Source organism: Kineococcus gypseus, from assembly GCF_050871305.1.
GTDB lineage: Bacteria > Actinomycetota > Actinomycetes > Actinomycetales > Kineococcaceae > Kineococcus > Kineococcus gypseus.
In genome coordinates this window covers 1-23,371 of sequence record NZ_JBJLRD010000054.1, presented here as the reverse complement: position 1 = coordinate 23,371, position 23,371 = coordinate 1, and the positions used below count along the sequence as shown (strand labels likewise).

Genomic DNA, 23,371 nt, shown 5'->3' with positions numbered 1-23,371 from the left:
AAGCGGCCCGCGGCTACCCTGGCGCTCATGAGCCTGAGCGCTGCGCGCCTGGGAGTCGCGCTGGCCACCTGGACCTCCGCCACGGCCGAGGTCGGTCAGCGCATCGAGGTCGTCGACGGGGAGCTCGTGGTCAAGAAGGTCGGCGGCAACCCCCACCACCGCATCGCCACCCGCCTGGCCCTGGCCTTCGAGGAGCAGTGGCCCGGCAGCTACGCCGCCGCCCCCGGCAACTGGGCCATCACCCTGGCCCCCGACGGCAGCGTGCTCAGCGGGCGCATCCCCGACGTCCTCGTCGACGGTCCCGCCTTGAACGAAGACCCCGTGTGCACCGAGGTGCCCCGCGCGGCGGTGGAGGTGTGGTCACCGGGCAACACGCTGGCGGAGATGAACGAGAAGCGCTCCGAGTACCTCAAGGCCCACCTGCCGGTGCTGCTCGAGGCGTACCTGACCGCCGAGCAGCAGGTGCACCTGGAGTGGCTGGACAACGCCGGGCACAGCTGGCGCACCGCCGCCACCGCCGTGGGTGAGACCCTCCTGGACATCCCCGCCAGCGACGCGCACCCCGCCTTCCGCGTCGTGCCCAACGACCTGCTCGGCCGCGGCCGCTCCTAACTCCCCACCAGCACCCCCAGCACCCCCAGCACCCCCAGCGCCCCGCGGCGCCCGGCTGGACCCGGCTGGACCCGGCTGGACCCGGCTGGACCCGGCTGGACCCGGCTACGGTCGGAGACGTGAGCGATCCCGTCACCAGCCCGGTCAGCGACGCGGACTTCGACGCCCTCTGGAACCGCGCCAGCACACCCATGCTGATCACCGACCCCGACTACGACGGCGACGCGGTGCTGCACGTGGCGCTGACCTTTCACGGCATGGTGATGAACGCCGGCCTGCTGGGTACGCTGGATGCCTACGAGGACGAGCTGAACTACCCCCTGCCCTGGGTGCTGCAGGCCTACCGCGCCCTGGGCCTGCCCATCACCGCCGCCCTGATCGAGCAGGCCCAGCGCGAGCACCAGGACCTGGCCGCCCTGCCCGAAGGTGATGAGGCCGCGGCGCGCTGGGACGAGGCCGAGGCGCGCATCGATGCCACCTACACCCTCGATGACGCAGCCCTCTCGCGCGCCGCGCGGGCCTTCATCGACGCCGAGCCGCACACCTTCGCGCCCCTGCCCTGAGCACCGGAAGGCGGTGCAGCGCCCTATCGGGCATTTAGTGCAGTGCTCGATCCGGCGCTGAGTCCGGTGCTCAGTCGAGGTAACCGGTCTGCGGGTCGATCTGCTCGAGGAAGTCGGCGATGGAGCGTTCCATGCGCTCCTTGCTGACCGGTGTGCCGTCGAAGGTCTGCGTGGAGAAGCCGTAGCCGGGGTTGGGCCCGCTCAGCCAGGTCACGTCGTAGCAGCCCGGCACGCCGGCGCGCTCTTCGACCAGCCAGTCGTGCCCACCGAGCTGGACCTGCCAGGACGCCACACCGAGCATGCTGGCACCCCACCGGCACGAGCGGGCGCCGCACGGCCGGCTGGCTAGTCCTCGCCCAGCTCGTAGCGGGCTCTGCGCTGCTGGCCCCACGCGAAGGACGTCTCGCACACCCAGTCCTCCAGGTAGTGGGCCAGCTGGGCAGCAACCTCGGCCTCGGTCGGTGAGGCTTCACGGCCCGGCCCCCCGCTCGGGTCCGAGTCCGGCGGGTCTGGCGGGTCTGCCTGGTCGCTCCCCCACGGCCGGGCCACCTGCTGCTCGTGCCGCTCCCCCGCCGCGTCGATGCGCACCCACACGTCACCCGCCTCGCCGTCCACGCCCCAGTGCACGCTCAGCGCCCCCAGCTCCTCAGGCTGAAGCAGGCTGCGCACCACCGGCTCGACCACCCGACGGCGCAACGCGGCCAGCCGCTCGTCGGTCGCGTCGCTCACCGGACCCGGGCGCAGGCAGCTCTGGCTGGGCAACGGCACCGCGTTGACCTCCACCCGTAGTCAGGAGCGGTACGGGCCGGGGTCCGCCGAGTCCTCGATGTCGGCGGGGTCAGCGTTGAGCTCGCTCACCCGACCAGGATGCTGCCGCGCGGGCTGTGGTGGTACTGCATGCAAGGCCATGGGGTGTGCGCTGGGGCGCTGACAACCTTTCGATGCTGCAGCGCGTCGTACGGGGGTGACGGGGTCGAAGCGGTGAGCCGCCAGGGTCGTGCAGGCCACGACAGCGGCGACAGCAGCGACGGCGGAGATGGCCGTGTGGATCGTGAGCCCCGCCCGAGCCGTGAGGACGCGTTCAGCGCCTGGGCCGCGGGGGCGGTGCCGCGCCTGGTGGGCATCGCGCGGCTGCTGAGCGGTGATGCGCACGCCGGTGAGGACCTGGTCCAGGACGTGCTGGAGAAGATGTACGCGCGCTGGCCGCGGGTGCACGAGCCCGACGCCTACGCCCGCCGCGCCCTGGCCAACGCCGCGACCTCGCGCTGGCGCCGGCGCGCCACACGCCCGGAGGTGCCCTGGGAGCTGGACCGCGACGCCTCCGGCGCCCACCCCGCGCACGATCCGCACACCGGCACCGAGCAGCGCCTGGACCTGCTCGCGGAGCTGACGCGCCTGCCCGCGCGCCAGCGGGCGGTGGTGGTGCTGCGCTACCTCGACGACCTCAGCGAGCAGCAGGTCGCCGAGCTGCTGGAGATCAGCGTGGGCACCGTCAAGAGCCAGTCCTCCCGCGCGCTTGCGCGCCTGCGCCACCCGCTGGGTGGACCCGCCAACGACAGCGCTGCAGCCACCGGTGCCGCAGCCACCCCCTGCCCGGCTCTCGGGCCGGCTCTCGGGCCGGCTCCCGGGCCGGCTTCGCGACCAGCTCCCACACCGGCGCGCCGCACCGTGACGCGCCCGCCCGCACCCCAGGAAGCACCGACCGTGCGTGAGGACAACCATGCGTGAGGACACCCTCGAGGACTTCCCCGGCGATAGCACCGGCGACAGCGCGAGCGAGCAGGACCTGCGCCGGCGCCTGCGGCAGCAGGCCGGCACCTTCGACGGCTCGAACGCCCTGATCGCCCGTTCGGTGCACGGCGGACGCCGTCGGCTGCGCCGGCGGCGGGCAGCGGGAGCGGCCGGCTCGGTGGCGCTGCTGGGCGCGGTGCTGCTCGCCGGTGCGCAGCTGCCCGGCAATGGCGAGGCGGTGAGCACCGTGGCCGCCCCTGGCGGCTCCGACACCACCCCGAGCACCTCCGCGACGACTGCACCCTCGCCGGCAGCCACACCGGCCAGCACACCGGCCGGCACACCAACGCCGTTGACGGCCCAGGAGCGGGCCCGGCAGGAGCAGGCGGCCCGCGATGAGGCCCGTGCCGCCGAGCTGGCCGTCGACGTCAACACCGCGCTGGCCGCGGCCCTGCCGGGCTGGCCGGCCGCCACCGGCGGCACCTCCGGCGACGAGCACGGGGCGCAGACCGGCTGGAACTTCCGCGCCGTCGACGAGCGCGCCGCCACGAGTGAGGCGCTGCTGGTCGACCTCTCCCTCAGCGTCACCCGCCCCAGCGAGGGGCTGAACGCCAGCAGCTTCACCTGCGAGGGGGCGGACTGGGTCGCGTGCAGCCAGCGCACCCTGGCCGACGGCACCCTCCTGCGCAGCGGGCAGGCGCGCACCACCGCCGAGAGCGATGAGGCGCCCACCATCACCGCGGTGCTGCCCTGGGCGCTGGCGGTGCTGCCGGACGGGCGCATCGTGCACGCCTGGGCGGGCCTGCGCGCCACCCCCGGCGCCGAGAGCGGTGGAGAGCGCACCCTGCCGGCCAGCTCCGCGCTCAGCGTCGAGGCCCTCGAGCAGCTGGTCACCTCCCCCGAGCTGGCGCAGGTCCCGCTGCCCTGAGCCCTGCAGCAAGGCCGTGGCCGGCAGAGGCGGGTGTGCTCGGGAGGGCATACCGATGCAGCAGAGCGCCACAAAGAAGCTGGAGTGGGCGGGGAGTCGCGTGGTCGGCGCAGGGGCACGCCAGGGGGCGGGGCAGCTGGGCGTCCGAAGAGCGCGCCTGTCTGTGGCTGGGTGCCCGCAGGGAGGTTGATCAAGGGCGGAGGACCCGGCGGAGCTGAACTACCTGAGTAGGCTTCCCAATCGGCCTACGTGAATAATTTTCAGCGATCGTCGGCGTGTCCCACCCGAATGAACGCGATCTCGCTGGCACGGTGTGCGCCATGCCAGCAGCCCGCCCGGTGCGCACGGACGCACAGGCGCCTGCCTGGGCGGACGCGCGGATGGACGCTCAGGCGTGGACCGAGGTGTGGTCCCCGCGCCGGCCGCTGGCCACCGACGACCTCGCCCGCGGCTGCTGGCGCCAGAGCCGGGAGCACGCCCTGGCGCGGCGCTACCTGGAGCACTCCCCCAAGGCGCTGCTGTCCATGCTGGTCATCGACGTCGACCACGACGACACCGTCCTGCGGGCCCTGACCCGTCCGATGACGCACCCGATGCCCTCCTGGATCGCGGAGAGCCCGACCGGGCGCGGGCACGTGGGCTGGGTGCTGAAGACGCCCGTGGTGCGCACGGATGCCGCTCGGATGGAGCCGATGCGCTTCGCGGCCAAGGTCGAAGAGGGCCTTCGCCGCTCCCTGGACGGCGACGTGGGCTACGCCGGGCTGCTGACGAAGAACCCGGTGCACGACGACTGGGTGACCACCTGGGGCACCGGGCACGCCTACGAGCTCGGTGAGCTGGCCAAGGGCCTGGGTGAGCTGATGCCGCGCACCCTGCCGCGGCGGATGGTCGACGCCTCCGGCTTCAGCCGCAACTGCGCCCTGTTCAACCGGCTGCGCGTGTGGGCCTACCGCGCCCGGCGCCGCTACGACGACCGCCTGGAGTGGGAAGAGGTCGTCGCCGCCTTCGCGACCAACGTCAACCCCGAGTTCGCCGTGCCGCTTCCGGCCGCGGAGGTGGCCCAGACCGCGCGCTCCGTTGCACGATGGGTCTGGCGCCGCTCCTTCGACGACGCCGGCTTCCGCGCGGTGCAGGCCAAGCGCGGCAGCAACGGCGGCAAGAAGGGCGGACGAGTGAGCTCGCCGGCGCAGCAGGAGGCGCGCCGACGTACTGTCATCAAGGCCCAAGATGCACGGCGGAAGGTGACGGCGGCACAGATGGCGAAGGACCTGCTGTGAGCGCCCAGCAACCGGGGCGCCGGAAGATGACCGCCCGCGAGGCGGCGGAGAAGTACGGCGTCTCCCCGCGCACCGTGCGCCGCCTGGTGGCCGAACCGCGCCAGGACTTTCTGAGCCGGGCCGCCGTCCGCCGGGCCCAGGCCGTCGAGCTGCGTGTGGCCGGCGCTTCTTACCTCGAGATCGCCGAGGCGATGGGCTGCTCGACTGGCACCGTGGGCCGCCTGCTGCATGACGCCCGTCGCTACGGCGAGATGCCTGAGCCGTCGGCGGATGAGGGCCAGCGCGAGGAGCAGGCCGCCTCCTGAGCGGTCTCAACGTTTTCCACCCTTCGCATGCTCCTCGGCGTGCCTGCTTACTTGCATGCAAGTAAGCATGTAGACATGCCTGCATGCTGACTGTGGCGTTCACCAATCAGAAGGGCGGGGTGGGCAAGACCTCCACCGTCGTGGGCATCGCTGCTGCCCTGCAGCGCCAGGGCCGGCGGGTGCTGTGCGTGGACCTGGACCCCCAGGCGGACCTGACGCAGTGGCTGGGCCTGGACCCGCTGGCCGATGTGCGCAACGTCAACGACGTCATCTACGCCGACGCCCGCGGCATCGCCGCCGAGGCGGTCCAGCCCTCGGCGTGGGGCGAGGGCATCGACGTCATCGGCTCCACCCTGGACCTGGCCGAGCGCGAGACGGACCTGAGCCCGGGCAGCGAGTTCCGCCTGGCCAAGGCCCTGGACGGCCTAGACGGCTACGACGCGGTCCTGATCGACTGCCCGCCCAGCATCGGGCGGCTGGTCGTGCTGGGCTTCGTCGCCGCCACCCACGTCGTGGTGGTCACCGAGCCGTCCGCGGCCAGCCTGCGCGGGGTGGAGAACGTGCTGCGCACCCGCGACGTGGTCGCCGAGCACTACAACCGGCGCCTACAGCTGGCCGGCATCGTGATCAACCACCAGTCCCGCACCAACGAGTCAGCGCTGCGCGTGGCCGAGGTCGCCGAGGCGTACGGCGCTGACGTCTGGGAGCCGTACGTGCCCGCCCGCGCGGTGGTCGCTGCCGCCATGGGAGCGGCCGCCTCGGTCGCCGACTACGGCACCGACGCCAAGGCGGTCACCGAGGTCTACGACGCCTTGGCCCACAAGGTGCTGGACCTGCGCGTGCTGGAGGTGCAGGCCTGATGCCCAAGCCCGCCCCCAAGGGCGCGTTGCGCAAGGCACCCAGCGGCCCGCACCCGATCGCGCCGCCCACCGCGCCTTCGGCCGAGTCAGCTACGCCCGAGGCCGTCGACACCGGCGGGACCAGCCCCGTGGCGCCCGCTCCCCCGCCGGCGGTGACGGCGGAGCAGGAACCGGCAGGCGCCGCACAGCCGAGCATCGGCCAGGCCGGTGGCGAGCAGGGCGGCGTGGAGCCGGACAGTGCCGTGCGGGCCGCCTCGCTGCCGATGTTCAGCGTGCGGATGGACCCCGCACTGCGTCGGCAGGTCAAGCGGTGGGCCGCCGAGCACGAGGTCTCTCTACAAGCACTCACCGCTGCCGCGCTGCACGAGTACATGAGTCGCCATAACAGCTGACATGCCAGCAAGTCGACATGTATACATGTCAGCTTGCTGACCTACCTACAGTGGTTAGGGCGGTTGCGGGCTGCTGGTCAGCTGCGCGCCAGTGTTGAAGTTGGTTACCTGCCCGCCTGCACCCAGGCACTGCTCGATCAGCGTGCTGGCCTCGCGCTCCTCAGTGCCAACATCAGTGCCGGCGGGGAGGAAGGGCGTGTGACCGCCTCCGCCGTACAAGGCGGCGCCCGCCGTGGCGGTGCCGCCCTCGGGCAGCACCACGGCGGAGGTGTCCTGGTCCCAGGTGGTGCCCACCGGCCACAGGACCGGCTCACCGTCTAGCCTCAGGCACTGACCCTCGTGGGCCAGGGTGCCGCCGACGTAAGCGGCCATGGCGCTCTCCTTGTGAGCGCCGTGGGCGATGACCGGCCCGTCGAGCACCAGGCCCGGTGGTGCGGTGTCCGTGCCGATATCGGGGGAGCACCCGGCGAGCAGCGCCGCCGTGAGCACCGCCGTGAGCACCGCCGTGAGCACTGCGAGCAGCGCTGCGGCAACAGCCGGCGCGGCCAGCGGCCCACGCAGCTCGGCACGAGAGCTATCCACGGGCTTTGGACGCGCTGCAGGCACCGGTGGTTGCTCGGCAGGTCTCCAGGTGGACCGGGACAGGTGTGCGTCAGCGGCCTGGCAATCTCGTAACCCACCGTTTGTGAGATGCCTGCCGCAGCGGGGTGTCTCGGCCGGTGAGCTACAGCACGGGCCTCGCCGTGTCGAGGACTGATCGTGTGACCGTTCTGCGCACGCTGCGCCTGGGCCAGCGCCTGGCCGTGGCCTTCTCCGTCCTCGTCCTGCTGCTGCTGGCGGTGCTGGCCGCCGGGCTGAGCGCCTCCGCCTCCCAGGGCGGCGCCGCTGAGCAGTTGCGGGTGCAGCAGGGCTTCGGCGCGGCCGCCCACAAGGCCAAGTACGCCGCGGCCGACCTCAACGGCTGGCAGACCGCCTACGCCTTCGACGCCGTGCGCGGTGTGGCCGGTGCCGCGCAGGACGGCACCGGGGCGCGCAAGGCCTACCTGGAGGCGGCCGAGCGCTTCGAGGCCGCGCTGGCGCAGCTGGCGAAGCGCAGCACGGCCGCCGAGACCGACGACGACATCGCGCAGATCGGTGAGCTGTACGAGCGCTTCACGGCCGTCGACGGGCAGGTCGCCGCCGCCTACCGCTCCGGTGAGCCCGCCGCCGCCGAGGCCGCGACCGCCCAGGTGATGGGTGAGGCGATCGAGGTCTACCAGGCCATGAGGACCCTGCTCGACGAGGTCGTCGCCGACGCCGACCTGGCGTTCGCCGCGGCGCAGGCCGACGCGGCGAGCGCGCAGCGCCGCGGTGCGGTGCTGATGGAGACGCTGGGCGCCCTCGGCGTGGCCGCCGCGGTGCTGCTGGCGGTGCTGGTGACCCGTTCGGTCACCGCGCCGGTGGCGCGGGTGCGCGACCGGCTGGTGCTGCTGGCCCGGGGCGACCTGGCCAGCGAGGTGCACGTGCAGGGGCGCGATGAGCTCGCGCAGATGGCCGGCGCCCTGCAGCAGGCCGTGGGCAGCCTGAGCGCCACGATGCGCCGCATCGCCGGCGCCTCCACCACCCTGGCCGCCTCCTCCGAGGAGCTCAGTGCGGTGGCCACCCAGCTGTCCTCCGGCGCGGTGCAGGCCTCCAGCCAGTCGCAGGTCGTCTCCGCGGCCACCGAGGAGATCTCCGCCTCCATCGGCACCGTGGCCGCCGCCGGGGACGAGATGAGCTCGGCGATCCGTGAGATCGCCACCTCCACCGCCGAGGCCTCCGGGGTGGCCGCCGCGGCGGTCTCCTCCGCCAGCGAGGCCTCCACCATCCTGGAGCGCTTGAGCGCCTCGAGCCGGGAGATCGGTGAGGTCGTCAAGCTGATCACCTCCATCGCCGAGCAGACGAACCTGCTGGCGCTGAACGCCACGATCGAGGCCGCCCGGGCCGGGGAGCTGGGCAAGGGCTTCGCGGTGGTGGCCGGGGAGGTCAAGGAGCTGGCGCAGCAGACCGCGCGGGCAACCGAGTCGATCATCACGCGCGTGAACGCCACGCAGGCCGACGCCGGGGCCGCGGCCAGCGCGATCGGGGGCATCACGGAGGTCATCTCGCGCATCGACGCGCTGCAGGCCACGATCGCGGCCGCCGTGGAGGAGCAGTCGGCCACCACCAGTGAGATGGTGCGCAACGTCAGCGAGGTCTCCACCGGCAGCCAGGAGATCGCGGTGAACATCTCCGGCATCGCCAGCGCCGCGGAGCACACCACGGCGGGTGCGAACCAGACCGCGGCCACCGCCGGGGAGGTCTCGGCGGCGGCGGCGGAGCTGAACCAGCTGGTGGGCTCCTTCACCCTGCCCCGCCACTGACACCCACCCCGCAGCGAGCACCCCGGACGGGGGCTCAAGTCCTCAACGCTCAGCGCCGATGCTGGTGGCAGTGGCCACCAGTCACCCGTGTGACCGGACCGCTCGGACCGGCAGGTCCTGGCGGCGCTCCCTCGGGTGAGCACCTTCGGAGCGAGCAGCCACGTGAAGCGGTGAGCCGGGCAGCAGGTGCCCGGCTCACCGCTTTGCTTCGTCCTAGTCATACCCCGAGTTATCGGCCATCTTAGACGCGACCGTTTTTGAGACGGCGATCGCGCACACAACGCGGGATGACCGTGAGGTCGGTCGGGTCGGCCGGAGGTCGCCTCGTCGGGGTCACGCGGTGGGTGCGTCCTGGGGAACCACTCGCTCTTGTCGCAACGAGCTGACGCGAGCGATCAGCTCGAAGTCCTTGTCCAGGTGCAGGAGCGTCAGCTGGTGTTCGATGGCCGTGGCGGCCAGCAGGAGGTCCACCGGTCCAGGAGCTCGGTGCCAGCCTCGATGGGTGAGGCGCTCCTGCAGGTCCTGCGCGCGGGCGCTGATCTCCTGGCTGAGCTCGATGACGGTCATCGCCTCGGTGAGGTCGGCGATGACGTCGCGGTAGTCCTGCGGGGAGCGGGCGGAGAACCCAATCTCCAGCACGCTCGGGCGGGCGATGGCGAGCAGGTCCGCGCGCAGGAGGTCGTTCAACCGGGCGGTCACGAGCGGTTGGTGCCAGCGGGCGTGGGCGGACTTGTCGAGCAGGAAGCTCACGCAGCGCCTTGTCGCTGATCGTCGGCAGCAGGCGCCTCGACGTCCTCGCCGCGGGCCTTGGGGTGCTCTTGGAGCAGGGGGGCGAAGTAACCGCTCTCGGCGCGGGTGATGAGACGTTCGGCGGCGGCGCGGCGGCGTTCCTGGTGCAAGGTGGCGCGCAGGGCGGCTTCGACGGTGTCGCGCTTGGTGGTCGTCCCGGTCAGGGCGGCCACCTGGGCGAGCAGGTCGTCGTCGATGTCGATGTGGGTCTTGCTCACGTGCGACCTCCTGATCGTGTACACGTCGAGGGTAGCCGATGTACACGAGGGTGGCCGCGACCACGCCAGTCGTCCCGTGGATCCTCCGGTGGGTCTTCGTGGCGGCCAAGGGTCGTGGGGAGATGGACCCGCTGCGACGCACTCGGCGAACCGTCCTGACAGCGGGATGACCGTGAAGTCATGACTGTGAGCAGTGCCAGTGGAGGTGCGCGCTGTCCCGTCCAGCAGCAGCGTGGTGCGCGCCCGGTCGGTGACGTTGCCGCGGCCCCGCTCGCGCAGCAGCTGGTCGATCCGGGCCGCCTGCGTGGTCGTGGCACGATCGGTGCGGCTCCGCACCGCCGAGGATGCCTGATCCGATCCGCGAGGGAGCACCGCATGATCTCGCCGGCCGCCGCCTCCAGCATCGCCCTGGTCGAGCTGGGGCTCGCGCTGACACCGGGGCCGAACATGATGTACCTCGTCTCGCGCAGCATCAGCCAGGGATGGCGTGCCGGGATGACGTCGCTCTGCGGCACCGCGGTCGGCTTCGTCGTCTACATGGTGATGGCCAACCTCGGCCTGGCGGCGGTGTTCCTCATCGTCCCGTGGCTGTTCATCGCCTTGAAAATCGCCGGCGCCGCCTACCTGCTCCGGCTGGCTTGGACGACGCTGCGCCCCGGCGGGAAGTCGCTCTTCGAGACCCGCGAGCTTGCTCGCGACTCGTTCGGCAAGCTCTTTCGCGCGGGGCTGTTGACGAACCTCCTCAACCCCAAGGTCGCGATCCTCTACCTGGCGCTCATCCCGCAGTTCACCGACCCCGCCGCCGGCAGCGTCGTGGCGCAGGGCTTCCAGCTCGGCGGGATCCAGATCCTCGTGGGCGTCGCGGTGAACGGCGCGATCATCTTCGCCGCCGGCTCGGTCGCCACCTTCCTGCAGCGCAAGCCGGCGTGGATGAGGTGGCAGAAGTGGGTCACCGGCACGCTCCTGGGCGCGATCGGCGTCAAGCTCGCCATCGATGCCCCGACCCCCGCAGCTGTCCCTTAACGGCCAGCAACCCCCCTCGTCCACCCCCGACCCCGGACGGTCGATGGAGCATCACCCACCGGGACGCGCTCGGCTGGTGGCTCTCCCAGGGGTGGCTTCATCGTGATCGCTACCACCGCCGCCGCCGCGGTGGGTGCGCGTCATGACGATCATGGCGCCGAGGCATCGCGGCCTGGTCCAGCACGTCGTCGGTGGGTCAGTCGGACGGTGCGGACATCGGCACGAGCGTGCGGTCGTCGTCCGCCCAGCCATCTCACAACCGACCGTTTGTGAGATGCGGTGTGGAGGGAGCGCCTGGCCGCAGCGGTAGGTAGTCCAGCCCGGTCGGGGCTCGTCGGTGCCCGCGCGCTTCGATGTCCAGCGTCCGCCGGCCCGCTCGTTGGCCCCTGGACGGGGCGCGGGGCAGAGGTGCCGGGCAGAGGGCGCCGGGCAGAGGGCGGGGGACGCGGATCGCGCGGGTGGCACCTGGCGGGTGGCACCTGGCGGGTGTCACCAGGGGGTGGTGCCGTGGCGGTCGATGAACCGGCCGGTGGCCCCGCTGGTGTCCAGGGCTGCGCTCACGATGGCCTGCGCGCCCTCAGCGACGCTGTGCCCGGTGCCGCCGGTGAACTCGGTGGCGGTCAGTCCGGGGTCCACCGCGGTCACCGAGATGCCCGGCAGGGCCTTGGCGTACTGCACGGTGAGCATGTTCAGCGCGGCCTTGGAGGCGGGGTAGGGCAGGTGCGCGATGCCGGCGTAGAGCGCGTCGGTGCTCTGCAGGGTCAGCGACCCCATCCCGGAGGAGACCATCACCAGCCGTGGGCTGACGCCGCGGCGCAGCAGCGGCAAGAACGCCCGCGTCACGCGCACGGCGCCGAGCACGTTGGTGGCCAAGACCTCGGCGAAGTCGTCCGGGCCGACCTCGCCGGCCGGTGCCCAGGTGCCGGGCACACCGGCGTTGTTGATCAGCACGTCCAAGGCGCCGACGGCCGCTTGGACCTGCGCGGCCGCTGCGGCTACCGAGGCGTCGTCGGTGACGTCCAAGGCGATGGGGCGGATGTCGCCGCGCGCACCGTCCTGGCGCAGCCGTGCGGCGAGCTGCTCGGGGCGGCGGGCGCCGGCGAAGACGCTCGCTCCGCCGGCGGCGAGCTCGCCGGCGGTGTGGGCGCCCATGCCGCGAGAGGCTCCGGTGATCAGCACGGTGGTCACGTCCTTGACCGTGGCGCTCGGGCGGTCCTGCGCGCCAGGCACGCCCTGGCCCAGGACCGGCGGTACCAGGCAGGCCCCGCTCGGGCACCCGCCCACGAGGGCCCCACCCGCGAGGGGCCCACACCCGAGGGGCCACGCAGGAGGCGCCACGCAGGAGGCGCCACGCAGGAGGCGCCCGGGCGCGCCGGGCCGGGCACACTCGCACCCGTGAGCGCAGGCGATGTCGATGAGCTGGCGGCGGCGGTGCGGCAGTGGCGCGAGCGGTTGGCGCCGGGCGATGCCGGCCTGCCCGTCGCGTCACCCGCGTCACCCGCGTCGGCCACGTCGGCCAGGTGGCCGGCGCGCCGGCGCACCCCCGGTCTGCGCCGGGAGGAGGTGGCCCAGCTGGCCGGGCTCTCGGTCGACTACGTCGTGCGCCTGGAGCAGGGGCGCGGACCGCGCCCCTCGACCTCGGTCCTGACGGCGCTGGCCTCGGCGCTGCGCCTGTCGCGAGCCGAGAGCGAGCACCTGTTCACCCTGGCCGGGAGCACACCGCCCGGCGCGCCGGACATCAGCGAGGTGGTGCGCCCCTCGGTGCTGCGGCTGCTGCAGCGCATGGGCGAGCTGCCGGCGATGGTGGTCAACGCCCGCGGGGACGTGCTGGCCTGGAACGCGCTGGCCACCGCCGTGCTGGGCGACTTCTGTGCGGTGCCCACCGAGCGGCGCACCCACCTGTGGTTGCACTTCGTCGCCGATCAGACCTTCACCTCCCGCCTGGTCCTCGAGGGCGAGGAGGGGGCGCGGCTGGACCGCGCCACCGTCGCCCAGGCCCGCGCCGCGCTGGCCCGCTACCCGCACGATGCCCGGCTGCGGCGCACCGTGGAGGAGTTGCGCGCCCGCGTGCCCCGCTTCGCCCGCCTGTGGCAGCAGCGGCCCGTGCAGCACCGCCACAGCGACGTCAAGAGCTACGACGTGCCTGGCCTGGGCCGCCTCACGCTGGACTGCGAGAGCCTGGCGGTGCCCGATGACGACCAGAGCCTGGTGGTGTACTCCGCCGCACCAGGCAGCCCGGACGCCGACAAGCTCGACCAGCTCAAGGACCTCGTGCCACGCCAGTGGGCGGAGGCGGTCGTGCGGCCCGGTCGCGGGTGAGGGTGAGCATCCGGCACGCTCACGACTCCCGGCCGCTCCAACGCACACGCCCGGCCCTCTCGACACAGCGATCTCAGAACCCACCGTTTTTGAGATGCGATGGCGTTGTCGAGCCTCGGCAGGGGTCCGATGCGCTGCCGAGGCGCTGGCCTCCTAGGCCTCGCCGGTGCCCATGGCGTGTGGTGCCGGTGAGGGCATCGTGGCAGGGTCGTAGGTGCTGACCTGGTTCTTGCCCCGGGACTTTGAGGCGTACATGGCGATGTCCGCGCAGCTCATGGCCTCTTCGAGGCTGTGGGTGTCCAGAGCGGTGACGCCGATGCTGGCGCCGACTCGGGCGTGGTGACCCGACAGGCGGATCGGGTCGGACAAGACCTGCACGACACGCTCAGCGAAGGTGGCCGCAGCGCCGACGGGCGTGTTGGGCAGCAGCACTGCGAACTCATCGCCTCCCAAGCGGGCACACAGGTCCTCGTCGCGGGCGGTGGCGCGCAGCCGCTGGGCGATCACCTGCAGCAACTCGTCGCCGGCGGCATGGCCCAGGCTGTCGTTGACGTACTTGAAGTCGTCCAGGTCCACGAAGAGGACGGCGGTCTCCGCCCGCGCTGGACGGGCCAGCATCGTGGCCACTTCGGCCTCGAAGGCAGCTCGGTTGGCCAGGCCAGTCAGGCTGTCGGTGGTCGCGCGGGCGACCAGGCTCGTGTGCTGCTCACTGCTGCGCAGCGCGAGCGCGACCTGGTTGAGCAGCGATTGCGCCGAGACGACTGCATCAGCCAGCACGGTCTGCGGGCCTCCCAGGACCATCCCGCCGCGGCCCTCGGGGAACGGCAGCCACATCCACGTGCCTTCGACCGGACCCAGCACGCGCCGCAGCTCCTGCCCGCCGGGCTGGTGCCAGGCGCTCAACGGCCCAGCGGCGGCCGGCAGCAGCGCGACGGGCAGTGCGCTGGGGGAGCAGGGCAGACCGTCGCGGCTGACCACCTCCGGCTTGCCGGCACCGTTGGTGAGCACGGTGAGGACCTGCAGCTGCGGGGTGACACGGCACAGCGCACGCGTCGCCTCGCGTGCCAGCACCAAGACGGTGGCCCGGTCGGTGACGCCCAGCAGCCGGGTACCCAGCTCGGCCAGGACGCCATCGCGCTGCTGGGCCTGTTCACGTGCGCGCAGCTCCTGGCCCAGGCGCCCGGCGGCGATGGTCGTCAGCAGCGACAGCGGCAAGCCGCCCATCAGGAAGCCGAGGGTGTCGGTACTGACACCCTCATGCACCGCGTGCCACACAGGCACCGAGACGAGCAGCGCTGTGCTCAAGCTCGCCCAGTACGCCAGCTGCCCACCGCGAGTGCCCTCGAGCGCGCGGAACCACACCGCGGGGAACAAGAAGCCGAACGTGGCTGCGGGGGTCGGGGTGCACGAGGCGTAGCCGATGATCGCCACAGCATCGAACACGGTGAAGACGACACCGCTGCGGTTGGTGCGGTACCTCCACGTCAGCGAGGCGGCGAAGCTCGCCAGACAAGCGGTACCCACCACCAGCAGCGCGGGTGCTGCGCCGTGCAGCGCGGGCAGTGACAAGACCAGCGAGATGAGGGCCAGGTGCAGCAGCAGCCGGCGCACACGGCGCACCAGCACACTCTCGCGTTCCATCGCGCTCGGTCCTGCAGCTGCTCGTGTCATTTCCTGCCGCCTTCCGTCCCGACACCCACCTTCCTGCACTAGGCACCTGTAGGTACATCGGCTGCGCAGCACCCCGCTCGATGCGCCATCTGTGTGCCGCGCCTTGGTGCACAAGCCTCACAGTGCACGTGCGTGGTGAGGCAGTGCAGTAGGCGCTGGACGCTGGGCGAGCGATTCAGAACCTGCTTGAGGACGTGGGCGCGGGCCGCGTCGGGCGCGTTGGCCTCGGTGGCGCCGGCGACGGTGACGATGCCGCACCAGCTGGGTGGGCACAGCCGCGAAGCCGGCGTGGTGAGCACGCGTACGGCAGGGGAGGGGGCGAAGTGCGCGTGCAGGCCGGTCAGGTGCCGCCAAGCGGCGCGCACGGCATCGACGACACCGTTAACGCCTACATCGCGAGACGCCGGGTCGTCCACCGGCGCACCATCGCCCGCCTGCCGGGCGGTACGGCTGGGACTCGCATGAGACCGCCTTGACTGAGGTGTGAGTCGATGACCGGGCTGTCTAGCAGGGCCGTCGCAGAAGCGACCGTTTTCGAGACACCACAAGGAAGAGGTTTTAAAGCCGCAACACGCCGTCTCACAAGGCGTGTTCAACGAACGCTTGTCGCTGAAGCTCAGCAGGTTGCTTGAGTCTGCCCTAAGCACAGCAGCCCTTTAGTGGGCCGCTAGATCACTTGCTAGACGACTTGCTCGTCTTGTCCGAGCTGTCCGAAGCGGCGCTTCGCGGGCTCGCCGTGGTCTCACTCTTGGTCACGTAGCGGCCGGTGATAGCGCTGCGGCTGCGCACGCCGCTGACGATGTAGCTGCCCGAAGCAAGACGTCGCACCGAAGTGCGGCTTGTGGACTTCACCGTTGCCCCCTCTCGATGCTCAGCACCCTAGCTTCCCGCCCGTCTGCCCGCTGCTCACCCGCCGAAGCATCACTGACGAGCTTCCGCGACCGTCTTCAGGCGCTCTGACCACTGCTGACTGAGGGTCTCCATGGCCATGCGCCACTCGTCAGGATCGCAGTCTTCCAGCGAGGAGGACGTGGCGGAGCTGAGGGCGGCAGCGGAGAACGCTGGGCCACCGGGGACCTCCACGGGCACCGGGACCGCCACCACCGACCGCCACCGCCGGGTGGTGCCCCCCTCTGTCAGCTCGTTGATCAGCATGGCCTCGCTCGCTAGGCACTGCCCGGCCAGCCAGGGGCTGTCGTGGCCGCTGGGCACGTAGCGCAGGTGCCGCGGGGCTCGGTGGACGCGGTCGTTGGCCGCCCAGCGGGCCAGCCGTCCCTGCCCGTCGGCCAACCACAAGGTCAGGTTGGCGTCAGCGCCCAGATGGGCGCGCAGATCGCCCAGGTCGGCATCCAGCTGCGCGGCGTGTTGATCTTGAAGGTGCGTGAAGTCGTCCAGGTGCCGCTGCAGCAGGTCTGCAGCCCGCTGCTGGGGGGTGCGGTAGTCGGCTTCGCGCAGCGCCGGCAGCTCACGCAGCGCCTGCGCGGCATCAGCGTGGTCTTGGACCAGGAGCGCCTGGACGCCGATGGCGCTCCACTGCGTGGTCACGGTCGCCCTGACGTGAGCGAACTGCTCGCGTGTCAGCCCCATCGCCTCGCGCGCCAGAATGATCATGACCGCTGAGCCCGTCGCCGGCAGTTGGGTCAGCTGGTGCATCCACCGCCGCACGTCCGGGTCCCGGTAGGAGGTGCCGGCCAGCACCAGAGGGCCGTGCTCGAGCGCGTTCTGCAGCGCGGCGACCTGCCAGGGCCGCTCCTGGTTGTTCAGCTCGCTGTAGTCCTTCAAGGTCAGCACGACGCCTTCAGCGCGCCCACCGGCTTGCGGCTCCATCAGCCCGTGCAGGTGGTGCACCTCGTACTGCTCTCTCCTGGCTCGCGGCGAGCCCTGCCCTCGGGAGAAGACGCTCCTGCCTTGCCCGAGGTCCTCGCTGAGCACGTCCAGAGCCGTCTCCAGCAGCAGGTCGTAGTTCAAGGTGAACAGCCCCACATCCCCGAGCGGGCGGTCAGCTGCCAGCTCCGCCGTCGCCCAGTGCAGCACTCCTGGCTGCGCCTCCCCCTCGGAGACGGAGTCCTCAGCGACTGGGCCTTCAGCGACGGAGTCGCCGGGAGGGTCGTACAGACAGCGGCGCAGCAGCTCGTTCCAGTTCTCCGCTTGCTGACGTGCCGCTTCGACTGCCAGCTGCGGGTCTTGACGCGCCAGGAAGGCTCGAGCCGTCGCCTCGTCACCGAAGACCCCGCTGCGCTGAAGGAGACGCACCACCAAGGTGTCCCAATCCGGCAGGCCCACGCCTGCCGAGGCGCCAGCTCCTAGCAGGATGTTGAGCTGGTCAGCTGCCGCCAAGGGGCGAAGCACCGCCAGGGTGGCCTCATCGAGCTCTGCAGCGCTCATCACCAGGGACTGTAGGTCTTGATCTTGTTAGATGCCCTGCCCTGCAGTGGTGGTGACACCTCAACGCACACCAGTGTGGTCCTTACGGTGTTGATGTCTGTCACGTCCCGGCCTTCGCCGAGGTCAGCTCGTGCTGTCACCGGTCAAGGAGCTAGCCAGCAGGTAGTTGGGGGAGCGGTCCAGGTTGTGCCGGGAGCGGTCGTAGCGGCGGGTGGTGCGCGGGTCGGCGTGTCCCATGGCGTCCTGCACATCCTGCAAGGCTGCGCCCAGGCGCAGGGACTCGGTGGCGTAGGAGTGGCGCAGGCTGTGCGGGGTGACGCCGGCGGGCAGGTGCGCGGCGCGGCAGAGCCGGTCCAGCTGCTGCTTGGCGCTGATGTACGGGTAGCGGCCCTCGCCCGCGGCGGCGGTGAAGAGCGGGCCGCTGGTGCGCTGACCGAGGTAGTCGTCCAGCGCCCGGACGACTGGGGGAGGTAGCGGCACCCGGGCGCTCTTGCCGCCCTTGCGGGTGATCTTCAGGACGCGGTGGCCGTGGTCGTGGCCGTAGTCGCGCACGTCGGCGCCCAGCGCCTCGGAGATGCGCAGCCCGCAGAAGGTCAGCAGCGCGACCAGCGCGGCTGAGCGGGGGGAGTGCTCGGCGGCGGTGGCCAGCAGCCGGCGCAGCTCCTCGGCGGTCAGGCCCACGGCCTGGCTCTCGTCGCTGACTTTGGGCCGGCGTACCGAGGCGACGGGGGAGTGGGTCAGCACCTCGGCGTCGTGGATGCCGTAGTCGTAGAAACGTGAGAGGGCCGACAGGCGCCGGGCGATGGTGGCGGCGGAGGCGGGCCGGCCGGTGCGCGGTTGGGGCTGGGTGGTCAGGTGCCTGACCCACGCGTCGACGTGGAAGCGCTCAGCGGCCAGCGGGTGCACGCCCAGGTGCGCGCACCAGGCCGCCCAGGCGTGCAGGTCGCGGCGGTAGGCGGTCTGGGTGTGCCCGCCGTAGCTGAGCAGCCAGGCCGCGGCGATGCGGTGGAAGGGGTCGTCGCCCGAGGAGCCGGGCAGGCGTTCCAGCGGGGCCGGGCGCACCGGAGGTCTCGCCGCGGTGATCGGCGCGAGGGTGAGCACGAGGTCGCCGTTCACGACGGTGCACCCCCGTTCTGCTCCCGGGTGAGGCGCTCCATGAGCCGGCGCTGCTCCTGGCGCTGCTGCTCGACCTCCGCGTCATGCGTCTTGCCGTCGTAGGTGGCGACTTGGACCATGCGATCCGGCCTCGCCAGCTTGTCCAGCGTCTTCTTCACCTCACGCAGCGTCTTGGCCACGTCGTGGACGCCGTACTCGGTGGCGAACATGCGCCCCCGGAAGACGTTCCAGTCCAGCACCGAGGTCGTCGAGTGCCGCTCCCCGAAGGAGTCGGTGTAGCTGACCGTGATCTCGAAGCGGTCGGGCAGGCCGGAGCCTTCGCGTGCGATGGTCGAGTCCCAGAAGGTGTGCCAGACCTGACCGGGAGCCAGGAAGGGCGCACCGTCCGGCAGCACGACGTCGGTGTCGGAGTCACCGGTGCGCACCAGCGGCGGCGTGGAGGTGATCGACAGCTCGCGCGCCCCGGTCGTGCCGAGGTTGGCGACGGAGATGTCGACGAGGTGCTGGCTGATCTTGGCGGTGTCGGCGGAGACGACCACGTAGGGCTGAGCCTGCTCACGCCGCAGGGTGCGAGCTTCCTTGAGCTGCCCGTGGGCGTAGACCAGGGCCCAGACGGCGACGACCAGAGTGCCGGCGGCGCCGAGCGCGCCAACCACGTCGGTCCAGGAGGGATCGGAGGCCGCGGCGAGGACAGCGCTTCGAGCAGGCGTCATGGTTACGACGCTAGTGACCAGCTGCGACACCGACCCATAGATAACGTCCTTTATCTATTATCTACAGTCCTGTCAGTCGCCTCGGCTGGTTGCACTTGTTGCTGGCAGCAACCCATTTGAGTCGGTGCGGGCCGGGCTGGGACCCGAGGCAGAGGGGGAGTCGCCTCGGGCCCCAGCGCGGGCCACTGTGCCCACCGCCAGGCTGCTCTGGAGGGGAATCGGCGCAGATGGCAGGGCTGGATGGCGCAGAAGCGAACAGCGCGCCCTCCTGGTGTGGAGATCGTCGGTGCAGGCACCGCTGCTGGCCGGCGCGGTCTTCCACGACGAGGTGCAGGTCAGCCTCGGTGCTGAGTCGAACGTGCCCGTCGTCGAACGTGCTCGTCGTCAGTCCGGGGTCGACCGTTTGTGGCGGGCTCTAGGGGCATGATCGCGAGGTCGGCGCTCAGGCCGTCCGGCACGCTCACCACGTTGAGGGCAGCTGTTCGTCCCGTGAGGTCCGCAGTGTCCGGTATTCGGTCTCTCAGCTGCCGGTCTCACAGCTGCAGGTGCCCGGCCGCTTCTGCCTTCAGGTGCCGCTGCGCCTGGTGACGCTCGAGCAGGTGTTGCAGGAGCTCGTGCTCGGGGCGCGGGGCGCTGTACAGGTAGCCCTGCACCGTCTGGGCGCCGTAGCCGCGCAGCAGGTGCTCTTGGTGCGGGGTCTCCACGCCCTCGGCGACCACCGAGAGCCCTAGGGCTTGGCCGATGCCCAGGACGGCGCGCACCACCGCCTCGCAGCCGGCGTCCACGCCCAGGCCGGCGACGAAGGCCAAGTCGATCTTGAGCACGTCCACGGGCAGCTCGGTCAGGCGCGCCAGGCTGGAGTAGCCGGTGCCCAGGTCGTCGATGGCGATGCGCACCCCCCGGGCGCGCAGGCGCTGGATGTCGGCCAGCAGCGAGTGCGTCAGGCGCGGCATGTGCGTCTCGGTCAGCTCCAGCACCAGCTTGTGCGCGGGCAGGGCGTGCGCCTGCAGCGCGGCCAGGACGTCGTCGTGCAGGTTGCCGGCTTCGAGCTGGCGGCCGGAGACGTTCACGTGCACCGCCGGGGCACCGGGGCCCAGCTGCTCGCTGAGCGCTGCGGCCAGGCGGCACGACTCATCCAGCACCCGCCGGCCGATCGCCAGCATCAGCGGGCTGGCTTCGGCCACGTCGAGGAACTCCGCGGGCGAGAGCAGCCCACGGACTGGGTGCGCCCAGCGCAGCAGGGTCTCCACCGCCACCACGCCCCCGCTGGCCAGGTCCAGCACCGGCTGGCCGTGCACGACGAACTCATCTGCTTCCAGCGCGGTGCGCAGCTGCGGCAGCAGGCGCAGCGCGCGGGCGCTGCGCACCTGCTCGTCGTCGTCGTGGCTGCGGGCGCGGTTCTTGCCCGCCCGCTTGGCGCCGTACATCGCGGTGTCGGCCTGGGCCAGCACCGCGTCGGGCTCGCTCCCGGGGGCGGCCAGGGCCATGCCGATGCTGGCGCCGACGGCGAAGGTGCCCGAGGTCAGCAGCACCGGCTCGCGCAGCGCACCCAGCAGCCGCTCCGCGATCACCCGCAGGCCCGCCTGGTCCGCAAGTCCCGGGCAGACGATGGCGAACTCGTCCCCGCCCAGGCGCGCCAGGGTGTCGCCCGGGCGCAGGCAGCCGGTGAAGCGCGCGGCCACCTCGCGCAGCAGCTCATCTCCCGCGGCGTGCCCGGCGGAGTCGTTGACGGCCTTGAAGCCGTCCAGGTCGGCGAAGAAGACGCCCACCCGCCCGCCCTCGCGCCCGGCGGCGGCCAGCGCGTGCTCCAGGCGGTCGTGCAGCAGGGCGCGGTTGGGCAGCCCGGTCAGCGCATCGTGCAGCGCCTGGTGGCGCAGCGCCTGCTCCGCGGCCTTGCGGGCGGTGATGTCCTCGATCAGGCACAGGAGGTGTGGTCGCTCCCGCTCACCACCCAGCTCACCACCGGAAGTTTTGGCAGCTTCGGCAGCGTTGCCGGCGCTCTGCACGGTGCCCATGACGGTGGCCGAGAGCATCCCGTAGCGGGTGCTGCCGTCGGCGTGCTGGTAGCGCTTCTCCACCCGCGCCTCGCTGACCTCACCGAGCAGGAAGGGGGCGAAGGAGACGATGCACTCGGCGCGGTCGTCCGGGTGGGTCAGGTCGTGGAAGTCGCGCGCCAGCAGCTCGGCCTGGCTCAGGCCGGTGAAGGCGCACAAGCTGGTGTTGACCTGCAGGATCTGCGTGGCGTTGTCCTCGCTCAGCCCGATGATCATCATGCCCACCGGGGCGGTGTCGAAGGCGGTGCGAAAGCGCTGCTCGGAGGCGGCCAGGCGCGCCAGCGCGGCGCGTTCGGCGCTGACGTCGCGCGCGGCCAAGACCACGCCGCCGGCCCAGGCGTGCCCGACACCGGCCGGCAGCGGTTGGGCGCTCAGGTTCAGCAGGCGCCCGGCCGGCACCGCGGGGGTGCGCACGAGGATGTCGACGCCGTGCACCGCCTGCCCGCCCAGCGCCCGGGCCACCGGCAGCTCCGATGCCGGCCAGGGCGTGCCGTCGGGGCGGGAGAAGCTGAAGCGGGTGTGCCAGGCATCCTTGGGCAGGCCCTGCGGCAGGTCCGGGAAGAGGCGCAGCGCGGCGCGGTTGCGCAGCAGCGCAGCCCCGCGCGCGTCGTAGACGCTCAACCCGTCGCTGCTGGTCTCGAAGACCGCTCCCAGCAGCGCCGCCTGCTCGGCCGCGCGCTGCTGCGCCTCGCGCAGCCCGCGCACCAGCGCGTCGCGCTCGTCGCGGTGCAGCGCCAACGTCAGCGCTGCCAGGGCCGCGACGGTGACGAACACCTGCGCCAGCAGCACCCGCGTGACCGGCGAGCCCACCGCGAAGGGCCCGCGCCCGGCCATGGTCAAGGTCACCACCCACACCCCGATCAGCAGCGCGTGCACGCTGGTGCTCGTGGTGTGGAAGCGCAACCCGATCCACATGCTCAACGGGATCAGCGTGAAGGCCACCGGCAGGTGCAGCGGCTGGCCGAAGACCACCGTGTAGCCCACGCTCAGCACCACCAGCGCGGCCACAACCTCCCCGGCGCTGCGCCGCTGGGGGTTGGCCCACACCGGCGGCAAGGCGCGATCGCCCAGGCGCAGCGCGAGGGCGGCGAAGACGAAGGTGCTCGCGGCGTTGCGCACCAGCCACGCTCCGGCCGCCGGCAGCCACGGCGCCCCGGTCAGCGCCCACAGCGCCACCGGGCCCACGCACGCCGCGGCCAGCGAACCGGCGATCGAGGCCAGCACCAGCGCGGACAGGTCCCCCGGGCGCCGCAGCCGCCAGGGCACCAAATGCGCGCGCACCTGCAGCCGGCGCATCACCGCGGCCCCGGCCAGCGCCTGCACCCCGTTGGCCAGCGCGAAGGCCGCGCCCAGCACCACGCCGGTACCCGTCAGCGCGTTGCACACCCCCGCCAGCACCGACAAGGCCACGACCGCACCCACCAGGTGCCCCCCGGCGCGCGGACCGACCCGCGGATCGGCCCGCGGATCGGCGCGCGGACCGCGGTCCCAGCGCCCGCTCGCCTGCCGGCTCCAAGACCAGGCCAGCCACACGAAGCCCACCGCCGCCGCCGGCCACACCAGCGCCAGCGTCGAGCCGGGCATGCGCGTGGCACGCCCAGCCACCACCGCCAGCGCGTACACCAGCGCGAAGAGCAGATGGGTCAGCAGCCGGTGCCGGTCCAACCACGAGCACGACCGCTGAGCGCCCAGCGCCTCACCCATAGGCTCGACCGTCTTCTCGATCGATCCCGATGCGTTCACGGCGCCTCATCGGCACCGCACGCCTGACCCTTGATCCTCCCTGCGGCGGACTCTGCGCTGGCCCGGCACTGCGCTGGCCCGGCACTGCGCTGGCCCGGCACTGCGCTGGCCCGGCACTGCGCTGGCCCGGCACTGCGCTGGCCCGGCACTGCGCTGGCCCGGCACTGCGCTGGCCCGGCACTGCGCTGGCCCGGCACTGCGCTGGCCCGGCACTGCGCTGGCCCGGCACTGCGCTGGCCCGGCACTGCGCTGGCCCGGCACTGCGCTGGCCCGGCACTGCGCTGGCCCGGC

Annotated in this window: 22 protein-coding genes; 11 read left to right on the top strand and 11 right to left on the bottom strand. The window is 72.2% G+C overall.

Annotated elements, in window-relative coordinates; translation table 11 throughout:
* The first annotated feature begins 27 nt into the window (after positions 1 to 27).
* Both ACRYMN_RS17455 and ACRYMN_RS17450 read left to right on the top strand, forming a co-directional pair.
* Entirely contained in the window at positions 28 to 612 is a 585-nt protein-coding gene (locus ACRYMN_RS17455) for a Uma2 family endonuclease (protein WP_432497801.1), read from the top strand.
* Between the two features lie 119 nt (positions 613 to 731).
* On the top strand, positions 732 to 1,175 hold the full coding sequence (locus ACRYMN_RS17450; protein ID WP_432497799.1) for a DMP19 family protein: 444 nt from the start codon (positions 732 to 734) through the stop codon (positions 1,173 to 1,175).
* A 70-nt stretch (positions 1,176 to 1,245) separates the two neighbouring features.
* On the opposite strand, the gene ACRYMN_RS17445 is transcribed toward ACRYMN_RS17450, so the two are convergent.
* Together ACRYMN_RS17445 and ACRYMN_RS17440 are read right to left on the bottom strand one after the other, a co-directional pair.
* On the bottom strand, positions 1,246 to 1,476 hold the full coding sequence (locus ACRYMN_RS17445) for a hypothetical protein (protein ID WP_432497797.1): 231 nt from the start codon (positions 1,474 to 1,476) through the stop codon (positions 1,246 to 1,248).
* Between the two features lie 44 nt (positions 1,477 to 1,520).
* Positions 1,521 to 1,904 (bottom strand): hypothetical protein, encoded by a 384-nt coding sequence (locus ACRYMN_RS17440; RefSeq protein WP_432497795.1) that lies wholly within the window; start codon positions 1,902 to 1,904, stop codon positions 1,521 to 1,523.
* 315 nt (positions 1,905 to 2,219) lie between these two features.
* On the opposite strand from ACRYMN_RS17440, the gene ACRYMN_RS17435 reads away from it, so the two are divergent.
* The 6 genes from ACRYMN_RS17435 to ACRYMN_RS17410 all read left to right on the top strand — a co-directional run bounded on the left by ACRYMN_RS17435 (position 2,220) and on the right by ACRYMN_RS17410 (position 6,668).
* Complete coding sequence (locus tag ACRYMN_RS17435; RefSeq protein WP_432497793.1) at positions 2,220 to 2,903, top strand: SigE family RNA polymerase sigma factor; 684 nt, start codon at positions 2,220 to 2,222, stop codon at positions 2,901 to 2,903.
* Complete coding sequence (locus ACRYMN_RS17430; RefSeq protein ID WP_432497791.1) at positions 2,896 to 3,834, top strand: hypothetical protein; 939 nt, start codon at positions 2,896 to 2,898, stop codon at positions 3,832 to 3,834. Before ACRYMN_RS17435 ends, ACRYMN_RS17430 begins: the two co-directional genes overlap by 8 nt.
* 380 nt (positions 3,835 to 4,214) lie before the next feature.
* Positions 4,215 to 5,111, top strand: coding sequence for a replication initiation protein (locus ACRYMN_RS17425; protein ID WP_432497788.1), 897 nt, complete (start codon positions 4,215 to 4,217; stop codon positions 5,109 to 5,111).
* Entirely contained in the window at positions 5,108 to 5,416 is a 309-nt protein-coding gene (locus tag ACRYMN_RS17420) for a helix-turn-helix domain-containing protein (RefSeq protein WP_432497786.1), read from the top strand. Before ACRYMN_RS17425 ends, ACRYMN_RS17420 begins: the two co-directional genes overlap by 4 nt.
* An 83-nt stretch (positions 5,417 to 5,499) precedes the next feature.
* Entirely contained in the window at positions 5,500 to 6,276 is a 777-nt protein-coding gene (locus ACRYMN_RS17415) for a ParA family protein (RefSeq protein WP_432497783.1), read from the top strand.
* Positions 6,276 to 6,668: a hypothetical protein gene (locus ACRYMN_RS17410; protein WP_432497780.1), complete on the top strand. Its 393-nt coding sequence runs from the start codon at positions 6,276 to 6,278 to the stop codon at positions 6,666 to 6,668. Before ACRYMN_RS17415 ends, ACRYMN_RS17410 begins: the two co-directional genes overlap by 1 nt.
* A 54-nt stretch (positions 6,669 to 6,722) precedes the next feature.
* Here the strand turns inward: ACRYMN_RS17410 and ACRYMN_RS17405 are convergent, their stop codons facing one another.
* Positions 6,723 to 7,250 carry a hypothetical protein gene (locus ACRYMN_RS17405; protein ID WP_432497778.1) on the bottom strand — a complete coding sequence of 176 codons (528 nt, stop codon included), beginning with the start codon at positions 7,248 to 7,250 and terminating at the stop codon, positions 6,723 to 6,725.
* A 179-nt stretch (positions 7,251 to 7,429) separates the two neighbouring features.
* Between ACRYMN_RS17405 and ACRYMN_RS17400 the strand changes: the two genes are divergently transcribed.
* A complete protein-coding gene (locus ACRYMN_RS17400) occupies positions 7,430 to 9,049 on the top strand; it encodes a methyl-accepting chemotaxis protein (RefSeq protein ID WP_432497776.1) in 1,620 nt (539 codons plus the stop codon).
* A gap of 333 nt (positions 9,050 to 9,382) precedes the next feature.
* On the opposite strand, the gene ACRYMN_RS17395 is transcribed toward ACRYMN_RS17400, so the two are convergent.
* Complete coding sequence (locus ACRYMN_RS17395; RefSeq protein ID WP_432497774.1) at positions 9,383 to 9,799, bottom strand: PIN domain-containing protein; 417 nt, start codon at positions 9,797 to 9,799, stop codon at positions 9,383 to 9,385.
* The gene (locus ACRYMN_RS17390) at positions 9,796 to 10,056 is read right to left on the bottom strand and encodes a type II toxin-antitoxin system VapB family antitoxin (RefSeq protein ID WP_432497772.1); all 261 of its coding nucleotides are present in this window, start codon (positions 10,054 to 10,056) and stop codon (positions 9,796 to 9,798) included. Before ACRYMN_RS17390 ends, ACRYMN_RS17395 begins: the two co-directional genes overlap by 4 nt.
* 375 nt (positions 10,057 to 10,431) lie before the next feature.
* Between ACRYMN_RS17390 and ACRYMN_RS17385 the strand changes: the two genes are divergently transcribed.
* Entirely contained in the window at positions 10,432 to 11,079 is a 648-nt protein-coding gene (locus ACRYMN_RS17385; RefSeq protein WP_432497769.1) for a LysE family translocator, read from the top strand.
* Between the two features lie 489 nt (positions 11,080 to 11,568).
* On the opposite strand, the gene ACRYMN_RS17380 is transcribed toward ACRYMN_RS17385, so the two are convergent.
* Positions 11,569 to 12,267, bottom strand: coding sequence for an SDR family NAD(P)-dependent oxidoreductase (locus tag ACRYMN_RS17380; RefSeq protein ID WP_432497767.1), 699 nt, complete (start codon positions 12,265 to 12,267; stop codon positions 11,569 to 11,571).
* A gap of 207 nt (positions 12,268 to 12,474) precedes the next feature.
* Here ACRYMN_RS17380 and ACRYMN_RS17375 point away from each other — a divergent pair, with 207 nt between their 5' ends.
* On the top strand, positions 12,475 to 13,398 hold the full coding sequence (locus ACRYMN_RS17375) for a helix-turn-helix transcriptional regulator (protein ID WP_432497765.1): 924 nt from the start codon (positions 12,475 to 12,477) through the stop codon (positions 13,396 to 13,398).
* A 153-nt stretch (positions 13,399 to 13,551) separates the two neighbouring features.
* Here ACRYMN_RS17375 and ACRYMN_RS17370 read toward each other — a convergent pair whose 3' ends face one another.
* The 5 genes from ACRYMN_RS17370 to ACRYMN_RS17350 form a co-directional block, all read right to left on the bottom strand.
* Positions 13,552 to 15,039 (bottom strand): diguanylate cyclase domain-containing protein, encoded by a 1,488-nt coding sequence (locus tag ACRYMN_RS17370; protein ID WP_432497762.1) that lies wholly within the window; start codon positions 15,037 to 15,039, stop codon positions 13,552 to 13,554.
* A 951-nt stretch (positions 15,040 to 15,990) separates the two neighbouring features.
* Positions 15,991 to 17,454 (bottom strand): SIR2 family protein, encoded by a 1,464-nt coding sequence (locus ACRYMN_RS17365; RefSeq protein ID WP_432497760.1) that lies wholly within the window; start codon positions 17,452 to 17,454, stop codon positions 15,991 to 15,993.
* 123 nt (positions 17,455 to 17,577) lie between these two features.
* The gene (locus tag ACRYMN_RS17360; RefSeq protein ID WP_432497758.1) at positions 17,578 to 18,570 is read right to left on the bottom strand and encodes a tyrosine-type recombinase/integrase; all 993 of its coding nucleotides are present in this window, start codon (positions 18,568 to 18,570) and stop codon (positions 17,578 to 17,580) included.
* Complete coding sequence (locus tag ACRYMN_RS17355) at positions 18,567 to 19,283, bottom strand: DUF8453 domain-containing protein (RefSeq protein ID WP_432497756.1); 717 nt, start codon at positions 19,281 to 19,283, stop codon at positions 18,567 to 18,569. The genes ACRYMN_RS17360 and ACRYMN_RS17355 overlap by 4 nt, the downstream gene beginning before the upstream one ends.
* Positions 19,284 to 19,816: 533 nt before the next feature.
* A complete protein-coding gene (locus ACRYMN_RS17350) occupies positions 19,817 to 23,080 on the bottom strand; it encodes a bifunctional diguanylate cyclase/phosphodiesterase (RefSeq protein WP_432497754.1) in 3,264 nt (1,087 codons plus the stop codon).
* Positions 23,081 to 23,371: the final 291 nt, after the last annotated feature.